Genomic DNA, 660 nt, shown 5'->3' with positions numbered 1-660 from the left:
GTTTTAGCACCTAAATCAACTGCTTGGTCACTCATAGCTTTTAATTGCGATTTAGAAGAACCCGCAATAGCACCAACTCGTGACATTTGGCCTTCAAAGTCTGCTCCAGTTTTAATTGCAGCACCGAATCCGGCTACAACTGGCAATGTGAAGTACATTGACATGTTTGAACCAACGTTACGCATTGATGATCCTACATTATTAATCGAATCTTTGTACTTGTTTACTGTTTGAATACCTTTACCAAATCCTGAACCACTCAAATATTGAGCCTGTTTTTGCTCTTGTGCCAACCGTTTATAGCTTTGAGTTGTTTCATCAATTTCGGTTTCAAGTTCATTCATCTTAATTTTTTGTTGTGTAATAGCACTAGCCAATTCTCGTGCTTCTTGACTGTTTTCACCTTGCGCATTAGCAACATGCTTATATTGAGCGCTTAATTCACGTAACACTGTTCGTTGTTTAGTTAAATTTCCGCTTAAGGTGTCTAAATGAACTTTATAAGCTTTAACGCTTTCCCCTGCACGTGATAAATTACTTCTCGATAATGCTAAGGTATCATTAAATTGCGTCATCTTTGCTCTGATTTGAGACATAGATGAGATACCTTGCTTTTGTTCCATTTCAAGTCGATTATGCGCTTGTGTAGTTTGTGTAAGT

At 37.6% G+C, this 660-nt stretch carries 1 protein-coding gene; it reads right to left on the bottom strand.

Going from position 1 to position 660, the window contains the following annotated elements:
- On the bottom strand, window positions 1-660 hold a 660-nt coding region (locus tag KA909_RS13360), incomplete at both ends, for a phage tail tape measure protein (RefSeq protein ID WP_210130332.1).

Origin of the sequence: Staphylococcus sp. GDX8P54P, from assembly GCF_017893165.1 — a bacterium.
GTDB classification, from domain to species: domain Bacteria; phylum Bacillota; class Bacilli; order Staphylococcales; family Staphylococcaceae; genus Staphylococcus; species Staphylococcus borealis.
This window is presented reverse-complemented; position numbering and strand designations above follow the sequence as displayed.